The following is a 19,994-nucleotide window of genomic DNA, read 5'->3' as shown; positions in this document are numbered from 1 at the left end:
TTAAAAATCTGGGACGACGGAGTATGTCCAATTTTGCCTCACATAAAAGAAATGGAGATATGATATATGGAAGAAAATATTCTGGAAATTGTTGAAAAAAGCTGTCGGATATATAGAGATGTAATAGCTGTTAAATATACTCAACGAATATCTACCAAATAAACATCCAACAAAAAATGAAATAATCTTTTTTACCTCTTTTTGATAATCATCTTCAACATAACTCTCTACATTCATTGATAACTTTTTAAATCCCATTATTTGGGAATATATTAAATTTAATTCATTTTCATTTTCATTTATTTCCCTTATTTTTATTTTTTTACTTTCAGCATAATCGTTGATTATTTTTTCTAATTTCCCCTTACATATTAGCGGACTTTTTTTAAATTGCCAGTGTGTTTCATCTTCTGAATATATTTCTGTACTTAATCGTATATTTTGATTTACAAGATAATTGATTTTTTCTAATTGTTGTTCGTCATACCTAAATGGTAAATTCATTATATCACTTGTCAAAATACTCAATGTTGGATTCAAAGCCTTTAATACTTTTGAGGGAATATTTGAATTTAAAAAACCTATGATATAATTATATTTATTTGAATCATAAACATACAACATTGGTGTTGTAGTTTTACAAATAGCATTTTCAATCACACTAAAGGCTTTATTCACGCCTCCTCCCATTTGAGACCATCCTATTCCCTTGCAATAATAATATTTAGTGTCACCTCTTCTAACAGATTTATTCACCTTTGAATCATCATACAAATCTTGCAATTTCAATACATTTTGAGCATTTCCATACCATTTAGAAAATGATCCTCCTTTACTAAATAACACATATTTATATAAATTCCCTTTTAAAGGTATAAATGTTATATCCTCAATTTTAACTTCATACCAATATCTTACAAAGAAATCATCTTCACCAGTTACAATTCCCGCTTTTGTAAATCCATAATTGGATAATGTTTTCCCATCTTTATATAAATTGAGTATTTCTTGAGGCAATGCATATCCAAATGCTTTTCCAGGTATACTATCAATACTATTCATCTTGAATTTATACATTTCTTCCTTCTTTAAATAACATTCTTCCTTTTTATCAGAAGAATTAGCTTTCGTTACATCTACTATATCAGTCTGATACCCATTTAAAGAACACTTTCTTATAATGTATGCTGCCGTTTGAACTACTTCACCACTTATTTCACTAAACGCTCTACTTCCAAGATGTAAAATACTAATCCAATTCCACCATTCTATATCATTTCTCATTTGCTCAAAACTAGGTGCAAACATAAAGTTATGCATAGTTATCATCCCAAGGATTCCATTTGGTTGTAAGTATTCATAACATCTATAAATAAAAATTGAATACAAATCGTATTTTGCATTTTCATTCTTATTAACTATGTAATTTGCCACTTTTAAAGGCATATTATCTGCTTTCATATATGGTGGATTTGTCACTACAGCATCATACTTACTAGCCAGATTTTTCGCTATTTTCACCAGTTTTCGTAAGATTTTCTGTGTTTCCTCACTTCCCATACTTTCAAATGTTATCTGACCATTATCATTCAAATCATTGACAAATCTATCCAACAATTTCCAATCGCAAACATCTACATTTAGAATTGAACCATATTCTCTCGCATCAACAAATGTATAAAGCAAATATATCATCTGCTCCTCTGCCCTTATTCTCTCTATTTCTGGCATTGATGTACCAAAGAATCGTAAATGCCTCTTTTCAATATCATCGCTTTCTATAATCGCATAGACTTTCGGTTCTGGTTTTGCATTCCTTCCTAGCAGGAATCGCCTGTTATATCCACGACCTTTCATCATGACTGCAAAATATGCCAACTGATATGCTCGCTGGTCGATATCCAGTCCATGGATATTATTCTCTACGATATCAAATGCCGCTTCTCTCTTATCATATCCGGCACTTTCATAGATATCCATTAGCACATCAAACATCGCAATCAAGATATGTCCACTACCCATGCATGGATCAATACAGGTAATGTCTGTTGGTTTCAGATCCTTATATGTAGTACGGATTTCTGCCAGTTTTACATTAACAGTTTCTTCCTGCTCTGCTTCCGGAAGATAATATTTCCATCCAAATTTCTCTGCTATTGCCTTTTCATCTGTACTTGGATCAACTGCTCGCAAATGTTCAATCCAGATTCTACCTACGGAGTTTTCAACCATGTAACGAACAATCCAGTCCGGAGTGAAAAGCTGTGTTGCTGCAGGTATTCTCTCTTTTGTTATCTTTACATTCTTTTTCAATTTTGCAAAAGTATCATCTTTTAATTCTGTATTGTAATACTGATATAGCCATCCTATAATCTCCACTTGTCCGGTAGGCTGTCCATCTTCTCCAATTGTATTTACATTAAAATCTTCTTCTGGAATTCCTCTCTTTTCATCTATAAGCATTCGTATTACATCATCTTCATTCGTAAATGAGATGTTAAGAAGCATTTCTGTATAGTCTTCTGTCTCTTCAAATAGTCCCGGTAACACTTCATGAAGCAGATTACACTGCTTGATAAAGAGCATTCTGAATAAATCATCCAGCCTATTATTCATTTTGGCATCAATGATTTCTACTCTTTCTTTATCAGTGAAATCCCAGTCAATATCAGGCGCCATTGTTACCACATCTGGCTCATTCTTTCCATCTTTTTCAGAAGAAAGCACACGAACTCTTACAGGATACATATAGTCATTGACTTCCATAAAACGGATAGCACAGATTCTGTTAAACCAGGTATATGCCACTTCTTCCACTACCGCTTCAAAGCCTTTTTCATGAATCTTGGCTACCAATTTTCTTCTCTGCTTACACTGTTTTTTGTTAAGTGTTACCTCGGTTCCTGCTGCTGTCTTGTATACCTCAAAATCAGTACCTTTTGTGATTGCTTCACTGCAATTATCCGGTGTGATTCCAAGCATACCGGCTTTATCCGTAACGGATGCTATCAGCTTATTTCTTGCATCTATTGCAAATTTCTTAATTGCATTTTTGTTCATGTGCTATATCCTCCAATCAAGCTCATCAGCTCAATGTAATTATTGTGTCTTCTTCCAGCTCATTCATCAGTTTCTGCTTCATCTCAGCAAGGAACTTATCAATATCCTGCTCTGACTCTATCGAATATGTTCTAGCCCCTGCTACATTGCTGATGGAAACATTTTTACGTCTCTTTGTCTTTTCTTTAGTCGGTGCAGGTGTAGGATTAATCGGCTCTTTACCGGATACTGCTGGTGCAACAGGTGGTTCCGGTGCAGGCTGATGTGCCCTCTCATATTCATCTATCTCATCTAGGCACTTGATTTTTAAAGTATCACTTTCCAGCTTAATGTTCTTAATTGTAGCAATATCACTGGACGTTCTGAGTTTCTCCCAGATCTCATCAAATCTCTGATTGATACGAGGACGGAGTACTTCCGCAAATGGCTTAGTATCCAATACTTCTTTCACTTTAAGGAAGTCGTCATGTACTAATGGATCCATGATAGCTGCTTCCTTTTCAAGCAATCCCATATGAAGCTCTTCAAATCTCTTATTTAATTCTGGTAATCTCTGGATCTTACCGAAAGGCTTGCTGTCCTTTACGATAGTCTCTATCTCTTCAACTACTTTTAACAGCTCCTGATCACTTACATAAGTCTTACTGTTGCCAAAATATGCAAGGTTCTTCACTGCCTCTTCAAAAATCTTTCTCTGGTCTCCCTTAAAGAAGTCAAATACAGGTGCAGTATCTTCTGCATCATCAAGCAGGTCATCTCTCTTCTTATCTACTGTCTTGAAGAACTCTGTAGGCTCATTAATATCAAGGATTTCTGCAAGTCGCTTTCTTGCCTCTTCCATCAGTCGCTTACAAGGATATTTCGGATTAATTCTGTACTCTACAAGGATGTCATCGTATACTTCGACTTTATCCTTTGCTCTGTTCTTGAAGCTGCTCATGATTTTGTCATCATCATCACTGGATACAGTAAATCCGAAGTAATCCTTCATAACTTCTTTTGCGGAGCGAATCTGTCCGTCAGTTGCTCTTTCTCTGATGTCTATCAGGAGTTTCTCTACATATTCACGTTTTGTAATATATCTTACCAGTTCATCCGAATTCGTTGAAAGTAATGACAGGCTCTGACTGTTAAGAGTAAGAGACACTCTTCCCAGCTTGAACAGCATTGCAACAAGCCACTGCACATCCTTTGGATCAAATCCATATGGTGCTGCACCAAACTTATCCTGTAATGACTTAAGGGATGTCTTCATATGTCTGGCATTATTTAATCCGATTACCTGTACCACCTCCTCTAAAGCAAGCTTATTCGGTGTGGTATCACTTGTGCCAAGGAAACTCATCTGACCATCGCTATGTTTAAAGATAGCGCTGATATCTGAAAGCTCCGGTGCTGTCTCCATATAGGTAAGCTTATTATATTTCATTGCTACGAGCTTACCGAGTGCTTCATTGATTCTTGTTGCCGGCTCCTTAGCTGAAATGGTTGCCTTATCGCCATTTACATAGATGTCAGCATTCTTTAATGCATCTTCAATAAAGATTCGGATTCTGTCCTTCTTCTCAATACGCTCATCCTCTTTTGCCCTGCGGATACTGTCAAAGCTGCCTCTGGCTCCGGACGCATTTTTATTAAGGAATTTATATATCTTTATGGATTCTGTAATCTCATCAAGGAATGTACTGTCATTAGGCAGCTTCACAATTACGCTGCTTTCCTGCGCTGAGAGCAGACGAAGTGCAGAGTCTGCATAATCTCCACCATAAGGTGTAATAACTGTCACTCCGATATCGTTAGACTGATTGCCTTTGAAGAATCGGTCATCCACCTTCTGGTTGAATGGAAATAAGTAACGACTGCTGTAACGATATTTTTTCTCTGTATAGATTTCCTCGAAGATAACTGTAGAAGCCTCTCCGATGATTTCCCCCATCTCTACTGACTCATTGTTGATGGCATTATTGATTTCCTGCTCCTCATTTGTCAGGAAGATGTATATTTCACCATTCTTCTGTACAAGTGTCTCTTTAATCAGTTTCTTTAATGATTCTTCAATCTTAGAACGGACTTCAATCCTGTCATCATCAATATTGGAAATCATAAGTGTGGTAAGATTATCTACATTGGCCTTGATTTCCTTGACATATTTAATCATAAAGAGAACTTTCAAAAGCTCTACATCGAACTCATCAAGCTTACTATTATTCTCTGCATCTGAGATTACCTGACTGTGCTGGTGGTCAATAAACTTATGTAATGGATCATAGAAGAAACTAAACGGAACCAACACGCCATCTTCTTTATCCATCACTCTGATTGCCGACTCCTGAAACAGTGCAAGCATAGAACGTGACTGATCAGACAGATGCTTTCCACTAGCGCCATGTGTTCTGACGGCAGTAAGTACCTGTCCCAAAAGATTGAACTGATATGGTATGAATGGATAGCAGTCTGCAAAATCCGCCTTATCTGCATACAGCTTCTTATCTGCTGTATCCGCTGTAAATGTTATAAGATTCTTGATAATTGATTCTTTTTGCTCATAGAGAAGTCTGAGCGTCTGTGTTGCTGTATCATTTTTGGCAAGCACACGCTTACGGATTACTTCGTCAACATTGGATGCTGAAAGAGAAAGTCTCGTATCAAAACGTCCCTGAATCTTAGAGAAGTCATTTCCCTTTGTCTTTGTAATAGAATCAATATCCTCCTGGCTCGTTACGATAACCCATGCCTTACCTTTGCAGGCTGTTCCAAGGTCTTCCACAATTGTCTGGAGATTGAGCATAAGCTGTGTATCATCTGCAATATACTGACCGATTTCATCAACTAAGAAGATAACATGATGATTCGGTCCTTTCTTCGCACAATACTCCTGCACAAGTGATACAAACTTCTCGATACTGAGGTCATAGTTACCCTTTGCATTCTTGCACCAGTTACGGGCTGCCTCCTCACTCATGAAATTCATCTCGACTAATGTCTTTACTACTTTATCCTGAATAACTGCAAATGCCTGTCTCTTTTTCTCCCAAGGTGCACCTACATTTGCCTCGAAATTCTCTTTGAACTCTTCAAATCTGCCTTCGTTATCCAACTGACGTTCAAATTCTGCAAGATAAGGTATTGAACCACAATATCCCTGCATCTCATTGAACACCTTCATAAACACTTCAACGATAGCCTCCTTGCCGGAGCCTACCTTTGCAGAACCTTTTGAATCAATATTGAAAAGCATGACATCTGACTCAATTATTCCAGCCTTTGTCATCTCTGCAATAAGCATCGGATCTTCTATTTTTTTACCATCTGTAAAATACTCAATGGCTCTTTTACCTTCTACTGTGCTGTTTTTTAATAAATAAGACAATATTTTTAAGAAGTGAGATTTACCACTTCCAAAGAATCCGGAAATCCAGACACCCATCTTATCTGTATATCCATCTACACCCTTTTCATAATTGTTGAAGAAATCCCTGAAATGCTTCAGAAGCTCCTTAGTCACTACATATTCATCTAACTCCTGATATACATTCTCTTCATCCGACTGACCTACTTTAATAACGCCTTTGATGTCACGGTCAATCTGCTTTTCAAACATATTCTTTATCTGCATTGTTTTCCTCCCCTACACTAAACGAAATGCTCTGTAATAATTGCGTGAGTCCATAGTTCCAAATAGTTTTAAATCCTGCCCACTGTACTCTCCTGGATAGAAGAGCACAACTGGAACAGTATCAAGCACCTGATGCAGGTTATTCAAGATGTTGTGGCTTGCGATTATCGGATGGCACTTGCCTACTCCGGTAAGAAATACCACACTATCCGTCAAATCTTCCTGCAATATTTTCGAAACGATAAGATTCAATTCATTTGTTTCGTCCAGTCCCAAAGTTTCTACCAGGCTGTCTGCCATATCAAAGAATCCATTCTCCTTTTCCAAATCAAAGAATGCTTCCAGATACCCTTCTTCCTGCAATATCTGAATCATCAGATGAAACAGGTCAAACTCAACTATTCTGAAATCCTTGTTCCCGTTATTTATTCTATCCTTAAGATACGCTATATGATTTCTCACATACAGCTCTTCTCTTGGATCATAATCGAAAATATAATACCCGACTTCGTTGCCCAATCCTTTGTTTTCTCTGAAAGACTTCTCAGATATTTTTTCTTCTATCTGATTTAGCCTATCATCCAAACTTAACTTTGCCATGCTCAGACTCCTTTCACAGCTTTCATGTATTCTCCCAGTCCATTTGCAGTCAGCAATTCCTCTGTACGATAGTCAATGTGAATTGGCTTGATTGTTCTTGGTTTTGCACTACTTTCAAGCAATCCCGCCTCAAACATCATTCTAGTAAAGCACTGTTTCAGTTTCCGTACTGCTGTATCCGTCCATCCAGCTACCACATCACTCTGCAACGCTTTATCTGAAAAGAATACATTCAGATCCCGGTCTGTAATTTCTTTCTCTCCCAATCGAATCTTTTCATCATATACTTCATGAAGGAAGTCAAAAAATAATCTGCTATCCAATAATATCGCAATTAAATTTATAATCTTTGCTGTCTCTACATCACAAGTTATAAACACCTGTAATACCGCTTCAGGTAAGGCTGCAACTCGTCTATATGTACCATTTAATACTTCATACGCCCTATATTCAGCCTTTACTTGGTATATATTTTCCTGCCACGCAATTTTTTTTATATCTGATTTGCTATATCCATTCAAAATATATCCTGCGGTCTTCCTTGACTCCTGTAACCAGAATAATTTTGATGTAAGTCCTGCACTATATACTACATCTGCCATTTTGTTCTCCCAGCCAATTATTCTTTATTCTCTTTTACAAACTCACATATATCACTAATATCACAATCTAAGTATGTAGCTATCTTAAGGAGTACACTCATGGATACTTCCTCATCCTTACGCATTTTCGTCAAAGTATTTGGAGCTATCTCTATAGCCTTGCGAAGGTCAGCTTTGCTCATTTTTCTGTCTACCAATAACTTCCATAACTTGTTATAACTAACTTTCATCTCACACCTCGCGGATATATATATATAATATCTTCATGCTAAACATGGTTTAAAACCCATGGTAAAATTATATTATAATTTGTAGAATTCCACAACAAATACATCGCAATTTCTTGCGAACTTTATTCATGTTTATTTTTATGGAATGTCGTATTATTATATAATTATCGAGATACGAAATCTGAAAAACGAGGTGATAGAAATGCCCGAGAAAGCAATTGTTCACAAAGTTCCAGAAGAAATCAGAAAGCACAGTATAGAAACTTTAAAAATACGAAAACCCACGCTGGATTAATATCATATTTGTCATTGAGAACTAGAGCAGTTTAGTAACTAACCCCCACACAATGTTTAGTCACTAAACTGTTTTGATCCGCTAGTCTCCATAGAACTCTTTTATCCACACATCCCCTGCTGTCATCCTAGGGGATAATTAAATCAGTCATCAAGATACAACTCCATTGATTTATAAGCATTAAGTGTATTCGTATCAGCATCATTGAAAGAGCTTGAATACGTCTGTAAGCTGCCAGATGGATCTATAGCACAATTCGTGAGCGATATGTATGCTTCATAAAACACAGAAAGTGCATCATATGCCTCCTTATATTCGTCAGGTGGATTTTTTAGTTCCTTCATCAATCCGCCTACGGTATCTTGATTGTCCTTTATACTACTTATCTTCCTGCTGAAACTTTCATCCGAATACAAATTTCCTAATGCATCATTAAAATCAGATACAAAATATCCATCCGGTTTGGTATACTTATCTGTTTCATCATCTTGTTTCTCATAAATGGAGTTATACCAGACCTGTTTAATCAAGTTTGCACTTGATTCTGCATCGCCTGCACCAGACAACATGGTAAAAGTTGCAAGTTCTAGATTATCTGAGTATTTTTCAACTCTTTGTGCATATTCCTTGGTTTCTTTTTTCTTCTGATACTCTGTTATCGCAACTGCTGTTACACTGCCTATTATCAGTAAGGCTACTATAATTCCAATGACAGTCTTGAGCTTCTTAGTCACTTTTACCCCTGTTACCTCTACCTTTTGCGGCTTTTCATCTGCTTCCTGCCCTAGTGTATCATCTACCGGGCAGCCACAATTCGGACACTCTGTCACCCCCTCTTCGAGTTCAGCACCGCATTCCATGCAATGCTTCTTCTCTTCTGGTATCAATATTGCACCGCAATGCACACACTTTCTTGCTTTTTCTGATACCTGTTCTCCACAATTCGGACATACAATCATTGCCATAAAATTGTTCTCCCTTCTTACACACCTGATACCTGCAGGTGGTACTGCATAATTATTCTTTTTGCTACCATTGCATTTAGATCTTTATTAACTGCAACCGTATAAATACCGTTCGAATACATAAAATGTGAGCCTTTGCATCTTTGATATTCATATCCATTATTACGAAGTATCTTTTTCATTTCTCTTGCATCTACCATGAATATAACCTACCTTTTCCCTGCATTCTCATGATATTCTGCGATATCATCTGCCCAGGCATCATCAAGTTCTACACTACATGTTCTGCTTTTTGTAACGCCTCTCACTGCTCTGCCAACAGCCTCGTAATTGAGTGCTACTCCATCATGGTCATTCTCATATGTTACAGACCTGTTTCTTTCAATACCGATTTTTTCAGCTTCTTTGCCGGCATCAATATTAGCTCCGAGGAATAAGAACTCCCATCCACACTCTTTCTTTGCTTCAATCATTCGCTTAATATCATTGTAATTGAACTCTGTACTGGAATTTTCTAATCCATCTGTGGTAATTACAAACAATACTTTTCCGGCACGATGTTTCTCCGGCAAATGTTTCTGCACATGAATCAATTTTGACAAACATATTGTCTTTATAGTTCTTCCGTTCTTTTCCCATAAGCATCCGGAAGCTATTTACAAACATATCGTTAGAAGCTGTCATGCCCTCCGCAAATCCCTCGATTCTTGCCAAAGTCTCATTTGTCTCTGAAATACCACCTCTAATCTTGTCCCGGATATTTTCAAGTTTTTGCTTCACTCCCCAAAACTCTGTAACCTTACTTAAGACCTCTTTGCCTCTGCTTTTTATTTCATTCACTATCTCCGTAGCTTTATTCTTCATGCCTGTCCTATTTACTTGTCAATGGTACGTATCAAAGAGGTTTTCTCACTCCTTCATCTACGTAGCCGATGACAAGTGGCATCTCGCACCCCGAAAGCAAAAAAATAAGCCGGTGTATTGCAACATACATCAGCTTATTTTAATGAATTCAATCCCAATCTGTTTCACATAGTAATATTTTTTTAAATTTTTAAATTTTAAGAACGATTTTTTGACCCCATTTGCCCCCAATTCGCTCCGAAATCAGCCTAAATTATCAACTATATAGTGCTGTTCCCCAATTTTATATCTTATGTATTTTCCAACTAATTCCGTTTTAAAACCACCATCTTCATTTTGAAAAAACACCAATTAATCGCCACAAAGTCATTAAATTATAGAAAATCACATCATTTTGCATACATTTATCATTGATATGTAGCACCTTTTGCTTAAAACACATTTTTCTGTATAGGAGATCATCCAATATCTTAATCGTGACACGGGGACACTCCTCGTTACAAAAGGAACGTCCCCTATACTAACAACTGACCATATTCTATTATATAATATAAACTTATTTTTTAATTCAGCCAAATCTATAAAGTGTTTTCTTATATTTTTAAACTGCAATTATTTATTTTACTCTGAAATACAACATAAAATATACTACCAATCTCCATCTCCCTCTTCATAATCATCCTCTATAGCATCGTCCACACCATCAGCGTAATCCGAATCTCTGTTATATCTGTCATCATCATAATCCCCCTCCATGTACACGTCATCATATCCATCATCGTATGACTTGTATAGATTGCCAGATGTATTATTTTTATATGAATTGTTATCCTTCCAAGCTCTGGTAGTCGGTTCTTCCCTTGTAGTAGCACTGGTAGTTGCTCTCTCAGTTGTCTTTGTCGTAACTTCAGTCGTACTTTCTGTCGTAGCTCTTGTGGTGCTGCTATATGAATTCTTATACGATGAGTTTTCATATGGTTTATGTAAAATACAGTAAGCACTTCCTGATGACCGCTCATTATTGCATCCTGATTTAACGCACTTTGATTTGCTTGCATCCACTGAACTGCCGATGATATACAAGATACCTATTATAATCACAACAATTAAGATCTTTCCGCCAACTGAATTGTTCTTCATACAATCCACCTCTCTCTTTTATAATAGCCATCCAGGTATCTTTTTATTTACCGGCTAGTCCATCATCCGTCACTTCGCATATCGCACTGTCATCAAGTATAAATACTATCTTCGCCTTAGCCTTTTTGCCTATCTTATCATACAGTCTTCCGGCACTCATTGATTTTCCCTTGACTGTATATGAACTGTTTGCCACATAACCAACCTTGCCGAGGCCTTTGATTTTCACCTGTATTGCTTCCTGATCATATTCATTATCAGGTTCCTTAACAAGTTTCACCTTCATGCCCTTTTTCATATACTCATTTCCATAGTAGTGATTACATCCTGCAATCGTAAAATATTTCTTACTCATAACTTATGTCTCCTTTCAGATTTGGTAATTTATCACTTAACTGATTTCATTTCCCTGCTTCTGAACACAGATTATCATAAGCCATGTACGGAAATTCTCCCACCGCGCACTTTTGGGACGTTCCTTCTGTCTTGAAGAGTGTCCATCTGTCACAAGGAGTGTCACCTGTCTTAATCGTGACACGGGGACACTCCTCGTTACAAAAGGAACGTCCCCACTCCTACTCCTAAAACAAAGAGCTGCGCTTCTTTAATGAAACGCAGCTCTTATGCTTATATTTTTATTATAAAGACGAAATGCACTGTGAATATGCCCCAATATTTAGTCAACAACACATTCCACAACAGCACAAGGCGGAATATTCAGCTTTAAAACATTATCCTTGATGACTGCCGTATGCTCGGTAATGCTCACCCTGTCGGGACAGTCGAAGTCGTTATAGCTGTGCGCCTCGTTTGTAAGTATCCTGCACGAAACCGATGATGCTTTAAATCCGAAAATGCTGCATTCAACAGCAGCCTCTTCAGTAAGCGAACAGTTTGCGGCGGTAACGGTCATACTCTTTTCGTTCACCGATGCGGAAACCGAGATCATCGGAGCATTTTTGCCTTCCGACATATTTTCGTTCTGCGTATAGCAGTAAACTGCCTCGTTGTTTTGGTGTGTTTTAAAAAGGTCGAAAACGTGATATGTAGGCGTTTTTATCATCTTATCGTCCTCTGTAAGAATGACCGATTGGAGAACATTCACCGCCTGTGCAAGGTTTGCCATTACAACACGGTCGCTGTGTCTGTTAAAAACATTCAGCTCTATTGCAGCAACGATAGCATCACGCATAGTATTCTGCTGATATAAAAATCCCGGGTTCGTACCCTCTTCTACCTTATGCCAACAGCCCCACTCGCCTATTACAAGTCCTATTTTCTTTTCGGGATCATAGCGATTCATTATCTCCGAATGTCTTGTGATAAGCTCATCGGAAAAGTTCGCTGCAGCGATAGTTTTATAATAAAGCTCATCGTCAAAATCGGTGGCTGATTCCATTTCGGGCCATACGGGCATCGTATAATAATGCAGGTCGATAGCATCAACATTATTGCTGTCAAGATTTTTCATCATGACTTCTGTCCAGTTATAGTCGGCAGAGCTTGGACCGCAGGCTATTCTGTAAAGTCTGTTTCCCGAATAATTGTGGCAAAACGTCTGATACCTTTTATAAACGTCGGCGTAATATTCGGGACGCATATTTCCTCCGCAGCCCCAGTTTTCATTGCCGACACCGAGGTATTCGAGTTTCCACGGCTCGGCTCTGCCGTTCTTCTTTCTCTGCTCTGTGAGAGGCGATTCCGCATCTGAGGTCATATATTCTATCCATTCGGACATTTCACGAACACTGCCGCTGCCAACATTGACGTTTATATAAGGCTTGCAGCCAACAAGCTCACAGAAGCGCATAAATTCGTGTGTACCGAAAGAATTATCCTCCGTAACTCCGCCCCAGTTCGTGTTCACGATCTTTCGGCGCAAGGCTTTTTCACCGATACCGTCCTGCCAGTGATATTCTTCCGCAAAGCAGCCGCCAGGCCAGCGGAAAACGGGAGCTTTTATATTTCTGAACGCCTCGATGATATCATTCCTTATTCCGTCTGTATTCGGAATAGGTGAATTTTCACCCACATATATACCGTTGTAGATACATCTTCCGAGATGCTCGGAAAAATGTCCGTATATCTCGGGAGAGATATGTCCGAGCCTGTCGTCTGCATTTATTACTATTGATATTTTTTTCATATTATACCTCCGCTGCATACTGAATTATTATATTATCAGTGTAAGTCTTTGACTTTGGTATTGCAATGACTTATAATGTTATTATACTAACCATTCGTACTTTGAGGTGATGATATGATAAATATAAACACAGTCTGTCAGAACGTAAGACACAAAGGGAATTTTGAAATATGCAGACCGGATGGTTCGGGAGATGATCTTCTTGTTATCTTCAAGACCTCCGCTGTTCTGATACAAAACGGTGAAGAAATAACCGTTTCTCCCGACAGCCTCATTTTATACAGCAAGGGAACAATGCAGCATTACAAAACTCTGTGCGGAAGTTATGTTAATCACTTTGTCCATTTTGATACGGACGATACCGAGCTTATGAATGGGATAAAAACTGACACGCTTATCACCTCGGCGGATATTCCTGCAATTGAAGAGCTGCTTACGATATTATGCCGTGAAAATGTAGCCGATTCGACCAACAGGAAACAGTACGAAAATATGCTTATGCAGATGATACTTATGAAAATATCCGAAAGCAGCATAAATCCTGACAGCGATAAAAGCCGCATTTCCGCTCTTGAAATGCTCCGCACCGATATTTACAGCAATGCAGGGAGCTACAGCAATATATATCAGCTTGCTGAAAAAATGAATCTGAGTCCGTCATATCTTCAGGCAATATACAAACGGAAATTCGGGATAAGCTGCTATGAAGATATTTTATCCGCAAAGATCAAGACAGGACAATATTATCTTTCGACCACCGATATGACCGTTAAGGAAATATCCGACCTCTGCGGATACGGAAATGAGATATGCTTTATGAAGATATTCAAAAAAAGAACAGGGATCACACCAAGTGAGTACAGGAAAATTTCCAAGAATGATAATTTGAAAAGCAACTTTATATGGTAAGGAATAAACTTTTATGATGAATTTTTTTGAACATTGCGCGGATATTGCTTCGGTTGGCATAATTGTTGACTTTACGGAAGATACGGAAACATATATCGTCGGCTCTCCTGCAGATATTAAGACTTGGGCGTACAGCGGCTGTCCCCGAAAAGCTCCGACAGGAATTATGTGGCACAGCAACAAACTTGGCAATCTCGTCAAGGATATAATCATCCGGCAATGCAACATTTGCAAATTCATCAAGCATGAATGTCACATGAATCGGTAATCTGCCACCGCAATTGAAATCTGCCTGATAATATAACTCCTGGAATATCTGTGTATATAACATTCCGATAATGAAGTTATATTATTTATCACTATCTGGAATTACACAGAACAGAGCTGTCTTTGTTTCACCATCCCCATTTACTCCTATCCCTATTTCAGGCAGATTAAGATCATCCTTTGAAAGCAGCCTGAGTACCTGTTTATTTTCAAGAAATGCCAGTCTGGAATTTGCACTGATAATAATAGAACTAACGGTATCTCCGGCACCTCTCATACATTTGTTATACTGCTTTACCGCCGGATGATTAGCTCCAAGAGGATTGTTCTCCTGTAAAAACTTCATTCTTGTATCCAGTTTTGACGACTTACCCTGCTTTCTCCCAGAACGGATCAGATGGGGTGGCACCTTTAGGTGTCGTGTTGGCAATCAGGCAACATCTGCTTCCTGCAAAGCCATTGCTTCTCTTGCAATCAGAGCCTTTACAAGCTCCTCCTGCGTATGCTTTGCGTTCTCTGCGGGCATTGCGTTGACAACGAAAATGGTGCCGCCGATTCTCTCTACAAAGCCGGTTTTCATATCCTCCACGGTCATCACCTCCCTCCGTAAAAATAGGGGCGTCCGTTTCCGAACGCCCCGTTACCAGCCGAAAAAGGATTATTCCTTTTCATAGATTGCCTTGAGTGCTGCGTAAAGATTTCTGCCCTCGTCCTCCGTGAGCGTGATACCCTTCCCGCAGCGCTCGTGGTTCGGATGCTACTCTCGGATGTCCAGCTTGGCGGCATTGCCGTTCCCAATCATTTCTGCCCCGACGATGTTTGGATTGTTCTTTTCGGGCGGCTGCTCTGTCCTCCCGTTCCTTGCGCTCCTACGCTTCCTTGATACCGAAAAGCTCCTTGACCTTCTTCACAAAGACCTCCACCAGCTTTGGAAAGTGTTCCAGTGCCTGCAAAAACGGCTGGCCTTTTTCTTTGAGCCGGTCATACCGTTCCTGCAATCGTTCCACGGCAGAGGACGCATTGAAATACTGTCTTTGATAGTATGAAACGCTGCTTGCAGCTCCTTTCGCATTTCCTGCAAAGCTCGTTGTATTTCTTCCTGCCACGCTCATCAAGAAAGAACGCCAATTCTTCCTTGAGGTATTTCGGCATACGGGGCATAGCGAGCACCTCCTTTTCACTGCCGATTTGCTCCCGAAACGCAGAAATGCCCAAAACCTCTCCGAACTGTCATTTTTCTGGGCGATTTTGGGCGTTTTCTTTCGATATGAGCGGCTTTGTTTTAGCGGCGGTATCCTTTACCGCCAACCATTCAAAAGCCGCTGTTTGTCGCTTCCGGGTAACAAAAAAGCGCCGTATCGCTACGACGCTTTTGTCTTGCTCGGAAGATGGAGCAAGGGAACGCTATTCAATTATCTGTTGTACTTTTTCTTTCTTCTGACAACCGTTGTGCCAATGGCTGCACCGCCGCTGACAAACAGCAAGGCAATCCACAAAGCAAGGTTGCTTGTATCGCCGGTCTGCGGAGATTTGGAATCGTCCTTCAGCTTCGCCGTTACGGTGTCGGCTTTTTTGATTTCCTTTGTACCGTCCTTGTCGCTGTAATATTTACCACAGCCTTCGCAGTACCAGTACTCGATATTGCCCTCGGTGGTCTTGGTCGCCGCAGTTGCCGGGAAGTGCTTTAAGTTGGTGTGGTTCTTCGCATCAAGCTCACCGTATTCCGCACCGCAGACTTCGCACTTTGCCTTGTCCTTGCAGGTCGCTTTCCCGCCGGTGTGCTCAGTCAGCTTCTTGCCGCAATAATCACACTTGTGGTCTTTGTTATCGTCTGCACACTCGCTGATTATATAATCGCAGATATCACATTTGTGGTCTTTGTTTGCATCGATGCAATTCTCCGTTTGCGTGCCTGCAGAGCATCCGTCAACGGTGCAGGTGCGGGTATGGGCGCCGTCTTCGTTGGACGTCCAAGCGCCCCAGTTGTGGTCCAGCGCATTGCCGGAGAAGAAGGTCGCCTCATCCGCCGTACCCTCGGAGCTCAGACCGCAGACTGCGCAGGACTTGTAATAGATTGCCTTTTCGGTACAGGTTGCAGCAGACTTCAAATACTGCGCCTCTGCTTTTTCGGCAGTGAAGCTGTGTGCCGCCATCTCGCCGTATTCGCCGCCGCAGACCGTGCAGACAGCCTTGGCAGTGCAGGTCGCCGTGCCGCCATGGCAATTCTCGGTTTCCGTATGGCTGGTGTCACGCTTACAGATTCGGGTGTGGGTCTCTTCATCGCTGTTCTGCGTCCAATCGCCCCAGTTGTGGTCCAGTGCATTGCCGGAGAGGAAGGTCGCCTCATCCGCCGTGCCCTCGGAACTCAGACCGCAGACTGCGCAGGACTTGTAGTAGACCGCCTTTTCGGTACAGGTTGCAGCAGACTTCAAATACTGCGCCTCTGCTTTTTCGGCAGTGAAGCTGTGTGCCGCCATCTCGCCGTATTCGCCGCCGCAGACCGTGCAGACAGCCTTGGCGGTGCAGGTCGCCGTGCCGCCGTGGCAATTCTCGGTTTCCGTATGGCTGGTGTCACGCTTACAGATTCGGGTGTGGGTCTTTTCATCGCTGTTCTGCGTCCAAGCGCCCCAGTCGTGCCCAAGCGGTTCGGAAGATCCGCCGCAATCCGTGCATGTCCTTCCGCTTGTGCAAGTCGCCGTTCCGCTCCACATGTGTGACTCCCAGTAATCCCATGTATTATCACACACCGTGCATGTAAGAGCGGTTCGGTGCAATTTATCATTTGCGTATTGATAAGTCACCCTTACCGTTTGTATCTGGCCGCATTTACGACAAAGCGCAATATTCGCCGCATATGCCGTCATAGGCATAACAGCCAGCATCACGCACAGTATGAGCACAACGCTCAAAATTTTCTTATTCATATAGTCTCCTCTCCTTTGCTGTCCTTTGACAGCTTAAAGTCATATTTCATTTCCAACATGGCGAACAGCTTATACATTACCTCGGTGGCGATTGCCTTGATATCCAGTGATTGAATAAAGGCAAGCACCTTTGCCTGCTCTGCCTCCGGTACCCGATACACCCGCATAGCCGCCGTCAAAAAGCGGCTGAGCTTGCGTTCCAACGGAAAATGAATATCACATTTTCTCGCCATATAGCTGCGCATCAGTCCCGCCGTGCCGATTTCCATCTCGTAAAAGTCGCTCTCGGTATCATCGGGAAATTTTTCACCAAAAATCTGTTTCAGCTCTGCTGTGGTATGCAGGTAAATATATTCCGATGTTTCGGGCAGGGAGTAGGCTTCGATGTAGATTTCCCGCAGGTTCTCGTTCAACTCGGTCAGTGTCAGTTGAATCGCCGTTTCCACCGCATAAGCGTAAACCGGCGGCAGCTTGCTGTCTGCAATGCTTCTTGCCACGCCGAACTGTCCGCCGAACATCGTTTCGGTCAATTCCAGCAAAATTCTGTCCTTGGTAGGAAACAAATTCAAATAGCTTCCTCTTGCAACACCTGCTTCATCCACAATCTGACTGACAGAGGTGTTTTTATACCCCTGCTCCAAAAAGAGACGGACGCACACGGTCAGTATTTTCCTCTTTGTTTCACTGCTGTCTCTCCGCAAATATATCACCTCTATTTGAGCATCCTAGTACGCATACTAATAATATCATAACAAGTGCAAAAAGGCAAGTGGAATTTGAAACTTTACCTCCGTAAATTGTGACATTTCCGCAAACGCTGGCTTCTTCCATTACTCACGGAACTTTATGACTTATTGAATACTGCCTGAAAAGGAAAAGCCGCCATCTGTTGTTCATCCTCTGCACCCACAGCATTTGATTTTCCGCTTTGAGGGCTTCCGTTACGCCCTCTTTTTCGGAAAGCTGCTTTACCAGCCGAGAAAATATTGCTTCTCCGGCTTTCTGCACGGATTGCTTGCGGTGATAATAGAAGTTCTTTTCCAATTGTGCAAAGCACTTGACATTTCATTAAGGGATTTTTTTGATGATGATAATAAGGTTCTAATCAATGATCCACTGTCAACCAGAATATGTAGACTCAACTCTGTACAAAGAGAGGCATTACTCGCCTTTCTAAATACTATAGATTAAGAAATTACAACGAAAAACACAGCACCATATAGATAACTCCCACTCATCTACATAGTGCTGTGTTTTAATTTTATATTTAATATCTTCTGCCTAGCGCCGTTTAAAAAAACACCATCTGCATTTTGAAAAAACACCAATTAATCGCCACAAAGTCATAAAATTACAAAAAATCACATCATATTACATACATTTATGTCTTTATTGATATGTAACGCATTTGGCTTAAATTCTCAGGTTTTATGCGGTCTCACCAGCTCCTACTCCCACTTATAAGGTGTGAGCTGATAAACGTAATAATTGAGCCAATTCGCATACAAAGTATTCGCGTGGCATCTCCACTTCTTCACTGGTTTCTTTTCCGGGTCGTTGTCTGGATAATAGTTCACCGGAATCTGTGGATTCAGGCCCTTGCCGAGGTCTCTGTGGTACTCCTGGTCAAGGGTCAGCACGTCGTACTCAGGGTGTCCTGTGACAAATATGTTTTTGCCGCCGTCACCGATTATGAGGTACGGGCCAGCCACATCTGACTCGGCTACGATCTCAAGGTGATCATTGTTTACAATGTCCTCCTTGGACACACCGGTATATCTTGAGTGTGGCACATAGAATACATCGTCGAAACCGCGGACTAGCGGTGTTCTCTTGTGGAAGGTGTGATGTTCGTATATGCCTGACAGTTTCTGCGGAAGGTCGAACTTCTGCACACCGTATCTGTAGTAGAGTCCCGCCTGGGCGCCCCAGCAAATGTGCATGGTCGATGTGACATTTGTCTCGGACCAATCCATGATCTCGCGGAGTTCATCCCAGTAGTCAACATTCTCAAATTCCATCTTTTCAACAGGTGCTCCGGTTATGATGAAACCGTCCCATTTGCGGTTCTTTACGCTGTCAAAATCCTCGTAGAATCTGTCAAGGTGTCCCTTTGTCACGTTCTTGGACTCGTAGGACATGGTTCTAAGAAGCGTGATGTTCACCTGAAGTGGGGTGTTTGACAGGCTTCGCATGAGCTGCAGCTCTGTATCCTCCTTCAGCGGCATGAGGTTGAGTATCAGGATGTCAAGGGGTCTTATGTCCTGGCTGTGCGCCCTTCCTGTTCCCATGACAAATATGTTCTCGTCCTCCAATGTTTTCTTAACCGGCAGATCATCATCTATTCTTATCGGCATCTCTATTCATTCCTTTCCA

Annotated in this window: 20 protein-coding genes and 1 pseudogene; 1 reads left to right on the top strand and 20 read right to left on the bottom strand. The window is 40.7% G+C overall.

Annotated features, from left to right (window positions below):
* From pglX to GT575_RS06545, 13 genes are all read right to left on the bottom strand, one after another.
* On the bottom strand, positions 1-3,060 hold the full coding sequence (gene pglX, locus GT575_RS06600) for a BREX-1 system adenine-specific DNA-methyltransferase PglX (RefSeq protein ID WP_161171752.1): 3,060 nt from the start codon (positions 3,058-3,060) through the stop codon (positions 1-3).
* 25 nt (positions 3,061-3,085) lie between these two features.
* Complete coding sequence (gene brxC / locus GT575_RS06595; RefSeq protein ID WP_161171751.1) at positions 3,086-6,676, bottom strand: BREX system P-loop protein BrxC; 3,591 nt, start codon at positions 6,674-6,676, stop codon at positions 3,086-3,088.
* Positions 6,677-6,688: 12 nt separating this feature from the next.
* Positions 6,689-7,276, bottom strand: a complete 588-nt coding sequence (locus GT575_RS06590) for a DUF1788 domain-containing protein (protein ID WP_161171750.1) — start codon at positions 7,274-7,276, stop codon at positions 6,689-6,691.
* Positions 7,277-7,278: 2 nt separating this feature from the next.
* Entirely contained in the window at positions 7,279-7,878 is a 600-nt protein-coding gene (locus tag GT575_RS06585) for a DUF1819 family protein (protein WP_161171749.1), read from the bottom strand.
* Positions 7,879-7,895: 17 nt separating this feature from the next.
* Complete coding sequence (locus tag GT575_RS06580; protein ID WP_161171748.1) at positions 7,896-8,108, bottom strand: helix-turn-helix domain-containing protein; 213 nt, start codon at positions 8,106-8,108, stop codon at positions 7,896-7,898.
* 438 nt (positions 8,109-8,546) lie between these two features.
* Entirely contained in the window at positions 8,547-9,368 is an 822-nt protein-coding gene (locus tag GT575_RS06575; RefSeq protein WP_161171747.1) for a zinc ribbon domain-containing protein, read from the bottom strand.
* A gap of 17 nt (positions 9,369-9,385) precedes the next feature.
* Positions 9,386-9,550 carry a type II toxin-antitoxin system HicA family toxin gene (locus GT575_RS15615; protein ID WP_442872221.1) on the bottom strand — a complete coding sequence of 55 codons (165 nt, stop codon included), beginning with the start codon at positions 9,548-9,550 and terminating at the stop codon, positions 9,386-9,388.
* Between the two features lie 27 nt (positions 9,551-9,577).
* A complete protein-coding gene (locus GT575_RS06565) occupies positions 9,578-9,841 on the bottom strand; it encodes a hypothetical protein (RefSeq protein ID WP_192934961.1) in 264 nt (87 codons plus the stop codon).
* Positions 9,842-9,851: 10 nt separating this feature from the next.
* On the bottom strand, positions 9,852-10,232 hold the full coding sequence (locus tag GT575_RS14915) for a DUF6674 family protein (RefSeq protein WP_192934960.1): 381 nt from the start codon (positions 10,230-10,232) through the stop codon (positions 9,852-9,854).
* Positions 10,233-10,880: 648 nt separating this feature from the next.
* On the bottom strand, positions 10,881-11,372 hold the full coding sequence (locus GT575_RS06560; RefSeq protein WP_161171745.1) for a hypothetical protein: 492 nt from the start codon (positions 11,370-11,372) through the stop codon (positions 10,881-10,883).
* A gap of 43 nt (positions 11,373-11,415) precedes the next feature.
* Complete coding sequence (locus GT575_RS06555) at positions 11,416-11,727, bottom strand: HIRAN domain-containing protein (RefSeq protein WP_161171744.1); 312 nt, start codon at positions 11,725-11,727, stop codon at positions 11,416-11,418.
* 36 nt (positions 11,728-11,763) lie between these two features.
* Positions 11,764-11,910, bottom strand: coding sequence for a hypothetical protein (locus GT575_RS06550; RefSeq protein WP_161171743.1), 147 nt, complete (start codon positions 11,908-11,910; stop codon positions 11,764-11,766).
* A gap of 138 nt (positions 11,911-12,048) precedes the next feature.
* Positions 12,049-13,518, bottom strand: a complete 1,470-nt coding sequence (locus GT575_RS06545) for an alpha-N-arabinofuranosidase (protein WP_004853264.1) — start codon at positions 13,516-13,518, stop codon at positions 12,049-12,051.
* A gap of 114 nt (positions 13,519-13,632) precedes the next feature.
* Here GT575_RS06545 and GT575_RS06540 point away from each other — a divergent pair, with 114 nt between their 5' ends.
* Positions 13,633-14,427 carry a helix-turn-helix domain-containing protein gene (locus GT575_RS06540; protein WP_161171742.1) on the top strand — a complete coding sequence of 265 codons (795 nt, stop codon included), beginning with the start codon at positions 13,633-13,635 and terminating at the stop codon, positions 14,425-14,427.
* A gap of 205 nt (positions 14,428-14,632) precedes the next feature.
* Here the strand turns inward: GT575_RS06540 and GT575_RS15535 are convergent.
* From GT575_RS15535 to metA, 7 genes and pseudogenes are all read right to left on the bottom strand, one after another.
* Positions 14,633-15,128 (bottom strand): annotated as a pseudogene (locus tag GT575_RS15535) (type IV secretory system conjugative DNA transfer family protein); the annotation flags it as partial.
* On the bottom strand, positions 15,125-15,283 hold the full coding sequence (locus GT575_RS14910) for a hypothetical protein (RefSeq protein ID WP_167530871.1): 159 nt from the start codon (positions 15,281-15,283) through the stop codon (positions 15,125-15,127). The pseudogene GT575_RS15535 and the gene GT575_RS14910, both read right to left, overlap by 4 nt.
* Positions 15,284-15,563: 280 nt before the next feature.
* Positions 15,564-15,806, bottom strand: a complete 243-nt coding sequence (locus GT575_RS06530) for a hypothetical protein (RefSeq protein WP_161171741.1) — start codon at positions 15,804-15,806, stop codon at positions 15,564-15,566.
* 300 nt (positions 15,807-16,106) lie between these two features.
* Complete coding sequence (locus GT575_RS06525) at positions 16,107-17,618, bottom strand: LPXTG cell wall anchor domain-containing protein (protein WP_161171740.1); 1,512 nt, start codon at positions 17,616-17,618, stop codon at positions 16,107-16,109.
* Entirely contained in the window at positions 17,615-18,328 is a 714-nt protein-coding gene (locus GT575_RS06520; protein ID WP_082418028.1) for a TetR/AcrR family transcriptional regulator, read from the bottom strand. The genes GT575_RS06525 and GT575_RS06520 overlap by 4 nt, the downstream gene beginning before the upstream one ends.
* 124 nt (positions 18,329-18,452) lie before the next feature.
* On the bottom strand, positions 18,453-18,626 hold the full coding sequence (locus GT575_RS06515) for a TnpV protein (protein ID WP_330369936.1): 174 nt from the start codon (positions 18,624-18,626) through the stop codon (positions 18,453-18,455).
* Positions 18,627-19,066: 440 nt separating this feature from the next.
* The gene (gene metA / locus GT575_RS06510) at positions 19,067-19,975 is read right to left on the bottom strand and encodes a homoserine O-acetyltransferase MetA (protein ID WP_055272755.1); all 909 of its coding nucleotides are present in this window, start codon (positions 19,973-19,975) and stop codon (positions 19,067-19,069) included.
* Positions 19,976-19,994 lie beyond the last annotated feature (19 nt).

It is taken from the genome of Coprococcus sp. BIOML-A2 (assembly GCF_009875795.1).
GTDB classification, from domain to species: domain Bacteria; phylum Bacillota; class Clostridia; order Lachnospirales; family Lachnospiraceae; genus Coprococcus; species Coprococcus aceti.
The sequence above is the reverse complement of the archived record's forward strand: the minus strand, read 5'-3'. Positions and strand labels throughout refer to the sequence as shown.

What these genes read in the sequence shown, in the direction of transcription:
- GT575_RS06560 (WP_161171745.1), bottom strand. Translation starts at nt 11,372, where the DNA reads ATGAAGAACAATTCAGTTGGCGGAAAGATCTTAATTGTTGTGATTATA.
- GT575_RS06565 (WP_192934961.1), bottom strand. Translation starts at nt 9,841, where the DNA reads ATGATTGAAGCAAAGAAAGAGTGTGGATGGGAGTTCTTATTCCTCGGA.
- GT575_RS06555 (WP_161171744.1), bottom strand. Translation starts at nt 11,727, where the DNA reads ATGAGTAAGAAATATTTTACGATTGCAGGATGTAATCACTACTATGGA.
- pglX (WP_161171752.1), bottom strand. Translation starts at nt 3,060, where the DNA reads ATGAACAAAAATGCAATTAAGAAATTTGCAATAGATGCAAGAAATAAG.
- GT575_RS06575 (WP_161171747.1), bottom strand. Translation starts at nt 9,368, where the DNA reads ATGGCAATGATTGTATGTCCGAATTGTGGAGAACAGGTATCAGAAAAA.
- metA (WP_055272755.1), bottom strand. Translation starts at nt 19,975, where the DNA reads ATGCCGATAAGAATAGATGATGATCTGCCGGTTAAGAAAACATTGGAG.
- GT575_RS06580 (WP_161171748.1), bottom strand. Translation starts at nt 8,108, where the DNA reads ATGAAAGTTAGTTATAACAAGTTATGGAAGTTATTGGTAGACAGAAAA.
- brxC (WP_161171751.1), bottom strand. Translation starts at nt 6,676, where the DNA reads ATGCAGATAAAGAATATGTTTGAAAAGCAGATTGACCGTGACATCAAA.
- GT575_RS15615 (WP_442872221.1), bottom strand. Translation starts at nt 9,550, where the DNA reads ATGAAAAAGATACTTCGTAATAATGGATATGAATATCAAAGATGCAAA.
- GT575_RS14915 (WP_192934960.1), bottom strand. Translation starts at nt 10,232, where the DNA reads ATGAAGAATAAAGCTACGGAGATAGTGAATGAAATAAAAAGCAGAGGC.
- GT575_RS06525 (WP_161171740.1), bottom strand. Translation starts at nt 17,618, where the DNA reads ATGAATAAGAAAATTTTGAGCGTTGTGCTCATACTGTGCGTGATGCTG.
- GT575_RS06545 (WP_004853264.1), bottom strand. Translation starts at nt 13,518, where the DNA reads ATGAAAAAAATATCAATAGTAATAAATGCAGACGACAGGCTCGGACAT.
- GT575_RS06585 (WP_161171749.1), bottom strand. Translation starts at nt 7,878, where the DNA reads ATGGCAGATGTAGTATATAGTGCAGGACTTACATCAAAATTATTCTGG.
- GT575_RS06590 (WP_161171750.1), bottom strand. Translation starts at nt 7,276, where the DNA reads ATGGCAAAGTTAAGTTTGGATGATAGGCTAAATCAGATAGAAGAAAAA.
- GT575_RS06540 (WP_161171742.1), top strand. Translation starts at nt 13,633, where the DNA reads ATGATAAATATAAACACAGTCTGTCAGAACGTAAGACACAAAGGGAAT.
- GT575_RS06530 (WP_161171741.1), bottom strand. Translation starts at nt 15,806, where the DNA reads ATGAGCGTGGCAGGAAGAAATACAACGAGCTTTGCAGGAAATGCGAAA.